The organism is Albimonas pacifica (genome assembly GCF_900113695.1).
In the GTDB taxonomy this organism is placed as follows: domain Bacteria; phylum Pseudomonadota; class Alphaproteobacteria; order Rhodobacterales; family Rhodobacteraceae; genus Albimonas; species Albimonas pacifica.
Genome location: NZ_FOQH01000027.1, coordinates 1 through 6578, shown reverse-complemented (window position 1 = coordinate 6578; position 6578 = coordinate 1). Strand labels below are relative to the sequence as shown.

At 68.1% G+C, this 6578-nt stretch carries 8 protein-coding genes and 1 pseudogene; 8 read left to right on the top strand and 1 reads right to left on the bottom strand.

Features of this window, described 5'->3' with window-relative positions:
• A pseudogene (locus tag BM064_RS28245) lies at nucleotides 1-208 on the bottom strand (IS66-like element accessory protein TnpA); the annotation flags it as partial.
• Between the two features lie 79 nt (nucleotides 209-287).
• On the opposite strand from BM064_RS28245, the gene BM064_RS25910 reads away from it, so the two are divergent.
• From BM064_RS25910 to BM064_RS25880, 8 genes are all read left to right on the top strand, one after another.
• On the top strand, nucleotides 288-974 hold the full coding sequence (locus BM064_RS25910) for a zinc ribbon domain-containing protein (protein ID WP_245779302.1): 687 nt from the start codon (nucleotides 288-290) through the stop codon (nucleotides 972-974).
• Between the two features lie 207 nt (nucleotides 975-1181).
• Nucleotides 1182-1388 (top strand): DUF6511 domain-containing protein, encoded by a 207-nt coding sequence (locus tag BM064_RS25905; RefSeq protein WP_045683641.1) that lies wholly within the window; start codon nucleotides 1182-1184, stop codon nucleotides 1386-1388.
• Complete coding sequence (locus tag BM064_RS27240) at nucleotides 1385-1786, top strand: hypothetical protein (RefSeq protein WP_139206505.1); 402 nt, start codon at nucleotides 1385-1387, stop codon at nucleotides 1784-1786. Before BM064_RS25905 ends, BM064_RS27240 begins: the two co-directional genes overlap by 4 nt.
• Nucleotides 1773-2540, top strand: a complete 768-nt coding sequence (locus tag BM064_RS25900) for a hypothetical protein (protein ID WP_092866284.1) — start codon at nucleotides 1773-1775, stop codon at nucleotides 2538-2540. Before BM064_RS27240 ends, BM064_RS25900 begins: the two co-directional genes overlap by 14 nt.
• Nucleotides 2537-4858: an AAA family ATPase gene (locus BM064_RS25895; protein WP_245779301.1), complete on the top strand. Its 2322-nt coding sequence runs from the start codon at nucleotides 2537-2539 to the stop codon at nucleotides 4856-4858. Before BM064_RS25900 ends, BM064_RS25895 begins: the two co-directional genes overlap by 4 nt.
• Before the next feature lie 340 nt (nucleotides 4859-5198).
• The gene (locus BM064_RS25890) at nucleotides 5199-5738 is read left to right on the top strand and encodes a hypothetical protein (RefSeq protein ID WP_245779300.1); all 540 of its coding nucleotides are present in this window, start codon (nucleotides 5199-5201) and stop codon (nucleotides 5736-5738) included.
• Nucleotides 5735-5935: a hypothetical protein gene (locus BM064_RS25885; protein WP_028720215.1), complete on the top strand. Its 201-nt coding sequence runs from the start codon at nucleotides 5735-5737 to the stop codon at nucleotides 5933-5935. Before BM064_RS25890 ends, BM064_RS25885 begins: the two co-directional genes overlap by 4 nt.
• Nucleotides 5928-6308, top strand: coding sequence for a DUF6362 family protein (locus tag BM064_RS25880; RefSeq protein WP_092866278.1), 381 nt, complete (start codon nucleotides 5928-5930; stop codon nucleotides 6306-6308). Before BM064_RS25885 ends, BM064_RS25880 begins: the two co-directional genes overlap by 8 nt.
• The last annotated feature ends 270 nt before the right edge of the window (nucleotides 6309-6578 follow it).

Genomic DNA, 6578 nt, shown 5'->3' with positions numbered 1-6578 from the left:
CGACCCGACCTTCGGCCGCCGCCCTGACCGCTGGCGCCGGCGCAGCCCCGACGACCTCGACCGGCAGGAACGACGGGGTCTCATCCTCCGCCGTCCCGGCGAAGCGCGGATCGCGAAGCCAGGTGAAGACCAGATTGGTGTTCACGTCGTAGCGCCGCGCAACCTGGCTCACCGAAACCCCGGCCAGCCGCGTCTGCGCGCAGATCATCCGCTTCTCGTCGTCCGTCCAGATCCGACGCCGGCCCCGCTTGCCCAAAAACGCCTCCGATCGTGTCCATCATCCCTTCATGGACACTATCGACACTTCAGCAGACCCGGCAGAGCGGCGAGGCCGGACGCTTACGATCCACGGCACGCTGGAACAGGATGTCGATCTGGACGGCAAGACCGAGACCGGCGATGCGCCGACGAAGACCTGCACGGCCTGCGAGGCGGAGATTCCGCTGGCCGCCACAGAATGCCCGCTCTGCGGTGAGGCGTTCCCGCGCGAGGATCTGGATGCGGGCGAAGGCGGGGCCGCCGCGCCGCTCTCGGGCTTCATGATGACCGAGATCGACCTGCTGAAGCGGTCCAGCTTCGCGTGGGTCGACCTCTACGGCACGGACGACGCGCTGATGGCCACGGGCTTCGCCGCCTGGGGCGGCATCTTCTGGCTGGACGGGGTCTGGTACGCCATCGGCGGGGCGAAGGGCGAGCGCCCGCATCTGCTGGGCGTGGGCGAACGCACGGTCTGCCTCGCGCAGGCGGACGACTGGCTGAACACCCACGAGACCGACGAAAGCGCCTTCAAGACCCGCTCCTGGCTGCGCCAGCCGCCCACGGAAAAGCAGCTTCAGTACCTGCCGCCCGAGTGCCGGCACGACTTCGGGCTGACGCGCTACCGCGCCTCCGCGCTGATGACCTTCGGCTTCAACAAGCGCGCCATCCGCCAGCTGATCGACACGGCCACCCGGCCCGAACGGAGGGCGGCATGACCCATGTCCACATCCACCCCCATCACGGCCGCGGACCGGCGGCGGCTCTGGCATCCGCGTGGGACGCTCTGTGCTGTCTGCCGGCAACCCACCCGTGGCTTTGGCTGGTTCGATCCGCACCGGTCGAAGCGGCGCCGGCCCTCGGTCTGGTTCTGCTCGATGCCCTGCCAGTCCTTCTGGACGCACTTGGCGCGGGAGCGTTTCGCCATGGTTGACCTGACCGAGGAAGAGCGCGCCGCGATCACCGCCACCATGAAGCGCGTGGCGCTGCTGATGGACGAGATCGGCTGGGCCACCCCGCTTGCCGACCTGACCGAGGCGCAGGTGCGCGCGCTGATCGAGGAAGCCGTCGAGGGCTTCCGCGAGGCCATGTCCGACATCGCCCGGGCGCAGACGCCAGAGGTGCCGTTTTGACCAAGCTCTGCACGAAATGCGGCGTCAAGAAGGACGTCTGCGAGTTCGGACGCCGCCGGCTCAGTCCCGATGGTCGGCAGACCTGGTGCCGGGATTGCCGCCGGGAATACCAGCGCGCCTATGCGCAGAACTTCCGCAATCCCGAGAAGCATCGGGAGGCGCAGCGTCGCTATCGCCTGCGCCACGCCGAGAAATATCGGGCCCACAGCATCGTCAGGCGTGCCGTCAAGGCTTGTCGGATCGTCGTGCCGGTCTGGTGTCAGCGATGTGGCTGCGTGACCGACCTCGAAGCGCATCACCACGACTATGACGCGCCGCTCTCGGTCGAATGGCTCTGCTCGACCTGCCACGGGCTCGCCCACCGCAGCTACGAGGGAGGACAGCATGCTGGACTATAACCGCCGCCCCAGCTTCGCTGACCGGGTCAACGCCGCCGTCGATCAGGCGCTCACCGCCGATCAGGCCATGCGGCCGCCCCGCGACTATCTGGGCGGCTCGCGCCTCGGCCATGCCTGCGAGCGCGCCCTCCAGTTCGAGTTCACGGCGACGCCGAAGGACGAGGGCCAGGACTTCAGCGGCCAGTCGCTGCGGATCTTCGGCATCGGCCACGCCCTCGAGGATCTGGCCGTCGCCTGGCTGCGCGGCGCGGGGTTTGATCTCTACACCCGGAAGGGCAACCGGCCCGATGGCGGCCAGTTCGGCTTTTCCGTCGCGGGCGGGCGCATCCGCGGCCATGTCGACGGTATCATCGCCGCCGGGCCCGAGGGTTTCGGTCTGGCCGTTCCCGCACTGTGGGAATGCAAGACCATGAACGCCAAGAACTGGCGCGCCTGCGTCAAGGACGGCGTGACCAAGTCGAAGCCGGTCTACGCCGCCCAGATCGCGGTCTATCAGGCCTACATGGAAACCAGCGTGCCCGGCATAAGCGCCGCGCCCGCGCTCTTCACCGCGATCAACAAGGACACGGCCGAGATGCACCACGAACTGGTGCCCTTCGACGCCGATCTCGCGCAGCGCATGTCCGACCGGGGCGTGCGGATCCTGCAAGCGTCCGACGCAGGCGAGCTTCTGCCGCGCGTCGCCACCACGCCCGACTTCTTCGAATGCCGCTTCTGCCCGTGGACCGAGCGCTGCTGGGGGCTTCCCGCATGAGCGACGACGGCGTCCTGCATTTCAACCCGTGGATGGACTTCAACGACGGGCCTCCGTCCGAGAACCCCTTCGGCTGCGACCCCGACCCCGAGCAGATCGCCGTCTTCCTCGACACCGTGTTCAGCTGGTGCGAGGGGCTGATCCCGCTCCGCGGCTTCGTCGACAAGGGTCAGGGCCGGGACGGCAAGCCGCACAACATCTGGATCCCGGCCGACGACACTGCGCCCGAGAAACTCGCAACCTTCGCCGGATGGGCGAACCGCGAAGGCGCCGCCGTCTATGTCATTCCCGGCACGGTCGAGGAACAGGGCCAGGCCCGCGCCGCCGATGTGCTGCAGATGCAGGCCATCGTCGTCGATCTCGACGCAGGCGACATCCCGGCCAAGCTGGACCATGTCACCCGCCACCTCGGCACGCCCACGCTGATCATCGAGAGCGGTGGGCGGACGCCCGAGGGCGCGGCCAAGCTCCATGTCTGGTGGAAACTGACCGAGCCCGCCGAAGGCGACGACCTGGCCACCCTCTGTCGCCTGCGGGGCGAGATCGCGGTGAAGGTCGGCGGCGACACGCATTTCCGCTCCGCGCACCAGCCGATCCGGGTGCCAGGCACCGTCTATCACAAGCACGGCCATCAACGCCTCGTGCAGATCCGCGAGCATCGCTCGGTCGAAGTGGATCTTGCCGATTTCGCGGAAAAGGTCGCCGAGATGCCGCCGCTGCCCGGCGTGGGCTTCGCCAGCGACGTTGCCGCGCCGACCGCGAAGCCCGGCATCGACGCTGTGCTCACCACGCCGGTGCGCGAAGGCGCGGTGGACGACTGGTCCCGGTTCCAGGGGGCCAGCGCCGCCATCGGCCATTACGTTCGTCTGGTGCACGAGGGCCGCCTCGACCCGTTCGCGGGCTGGGAGGCGATCTGCGGCTACAACGCCGCCATGCTGCGCCCGTCCTGGCCGCTCGATCGGCTGATGGCCGAGTCCGAACGGCTCTGGGAGCTGCATGTGAAGCGCAACGGTCCGCCGCTCCTGCGCGCGGCCCACGCGGGTGCCCCGGCCAGCCCGTTGCCGACTTTCAGCCTTGGCGCGCTGCTCGACGACACGAGCCCGATGCCCGAGGACATCATCGGGCCGCGCGTGCTGACGCCGGGCGGGCTCCTGGTGCTGGGCGGCGCGCCCAAGGTCGGCAAGAGCGACTTCCTGATCTCTTGGCTCGTGCACATGGCGGCGGGCGTGCCGTTCCTCGGCTTCACGCCGCCCCGGCCGCTGCGCGTGTTCTATCTGCAGGCGGAGATCCAGTATCACTACCTGCGCGAGCGCATGCAGCAGATCGCGCTGCCCGCCGCCGTGATCGTCGCCGCGCGCAACACCTTCGTGGCCACCCCGAAACTGAAGCTGCTGCTCGACGCGGAGGGTGTCGCCCGCGTGGCCGAGGCAATCCGGGCCGCATTCTCCGACGCGCCGCCCGACATCATCGTCATCGACCCGATCCGCAACCTCTTCGACGGTGGCCCCGAGGGCGGCGGCGAAAACGACAACACCGCCATGATGTTCTTCCTGAAGGACCGGGTCGAGCTCCTGCGCGAGGCGGTCAATCCGGACACGGGCGTCATCCTCGCCCACCATACCCGCAAGGCCAGCAAGCATCAGGTCAAGGACGATCCCTTCCTCGCGCTCTCCGGCGCCAGCGCGCTGCGCGGCTTCTACACCTCGGGGCTGCTCATGCACCGGCCCGACGAGGACAGCAGCGTCCGCAGGCTGGAAATCGAACTGCGGAACGGCCCCGCGTTGCCGGGGAAGCTGATCGACAAGGTGAAGGGCGAGTGGGTCGAGCTGAACCCGCTGAACGAGCGCCTGGTGCGCAAGGAGGTCGGGGCCAAACTCGATGCCGAGCGGCTGCGCAAGCACGATGTCATCCTCGGCATGCTGCTGGATGAGGCGGCGAGCGAGCGCCTCTACACCGCCATGCAGTTCGCCGAGACCTTCGAGAACCGGGGCGGTCTGGGCAGCAAGCACACGATCCGTGAACGCCTCAGCGTGCTGGCGACCAAGGGCTTCGTGAAGTTCCTGCGCGACCCCTCGGGGTTCGGCTTCCCCGTCACCCGGTCGCGGTTCGGCTATCTCTGCGTCGAGGGCATGCAGTTCGGCGCGCCCGCCGATCATGTCGATCCGGCCACCGGCGAGGTCACCACAACCGCCCGTCCGGTCCTGCCCAGCCACTTCAAATGCCCCCAGTCCGGGCTCTGCCTGCAGGTCGAAAACCCCGCCGTCTGGGTCTACCCGGAGGGGCTCGAAGACGACCTCACTCATATGAGTGAGGCCTGACTCATATGACAGCGCCAACTGTGCACTCAACGAAATCAACGGGTTACGGGCAAATAAGAGTTAGGTCCCAAACTCATGCCCGAAGACTTCATGAAGTCTTATTCCGCAATGATTTCAGCCACTTGCCCTCCTCGGAACAGTTAGGTGTCAAACCCCCATACTACGTATGGGAGGGCCACCCCACAGGGTTGGCCACTCCTCCCATACGTCCGGGTCAGCCGCGCGCGCCGCCGTGACGGTCTGTTGTGCTTCCCGATCCGACGACGGCGGCCCCGTACCGCCAAGCACCAGACCGCCGTCGTCTTCCACCACCACAGGCCACCGGCAAAGGAGACCCACCATGGCTCAGCCGACTCTGATCCCGAATTGCGACGGCGCAAGGTTTGAATCGCTGCCGCTCGACACGCCCCGCAACCGCTGCATCCTCGCGCTCGACCTCGGCACCTCGACCGGGTGGGCGATCCGCGGCCATGACGGCCTGATCACCAGCGGCACCGTCTCGCTGCGCCCCGGCCGCTTCGACGGTGGCGGCATGCGCTACCTGCGCTTCACCAACTGGCTGACCGAGGTCGACCGGCTGTCCGGTCCAGTCGCCGCGATCTGGTTCGAGGAAGTCCGCCGCCACGCGGGCACCGACGCGAGCCACATCTACGGCGGGCTCATGGCCACGCTGACTGCATGGGCCGAGCTGCGCGGCGTGCCCTACGAGGGCGTCCCGGTCGGCACGATCAAGCGCCACGCCGCTGGCAAGGGCAACGCCGACAAGGCCGCGATGGTCGCCGCCGTCCGCGCCCGCGGCTTCAGCCCGGCCGATGACAACGAGGCCGACGCCATCGCGCTGCTGCTCTGGGCGATCGAGACGAAGGGAGGTGTCGCATGAGATGGCATCCCCACGGCTACGGCGGTCGGCGCCGGGATCCCGAGCAGGTCAAGCGCGAGGGCTGGCAGGAACAGGGCGTCCTCGCGGTCTCCGCCGATGACGACCGCCTCACCTGGCCCGAGCGTGAACTGGTCCGCCAGCTGGGCGAGAAGCTCTACGGCCCGCGCCCTTCCGACAGGGAGGCGCGCCATGGCTGATCGCGACTGGACCGCCGACTGCGTCGCCGACCATTTCGAGGAGGCGTTCCGCACCCTGCGCAAGCTGCCGCCGGTGAAGGCGCAGGGCTACTTCAACACCTGGCCCGACATCGTGCGGACCAGCCGTGAGATCGCGGCGATGGAACCCCAGCCGATGCGGGTCTGGCCCTCGGCCGCCGCGATCACCCGGCTCGAGCAGACCTTCGACTGGGTGCTGTGGATCGAGGAGGCGGAGCGCAAGCTGGTCTGGTCGCGCGCCGCCCGCGTGCCGTGGAAGCAGATCAGCGGCGAGCTCGGCTGCGACCGCACCACCGCCTGGCGTCGCTGGCAGCTGGCGCTGACCAAGATCGCTGCGCGCCTGAATGCGCAGTGACTCCAATGTGTTGCAACACTTTTTCCTTCGACATCTGCAACATGATCGTGCTATCCCGAAGGCAAGATGGGGAGAGTGCGCTGGAAAGCTCGCTCTCCCCTTTGCGTTGAGGCCCACTGGACCCCGGTATCCAGAGAGGGTCCGGCCGGGGTCCAGCCCGAGGCAGTTTCCGGTTCCTCTCATGTTCGTTTGTCAAGTTTTTCGCGCGATGCGATGACCCGGCGCCGTCTTCGCTGCCGGGTGTCGTGGATGTGTGCGGCGCGCATGGCT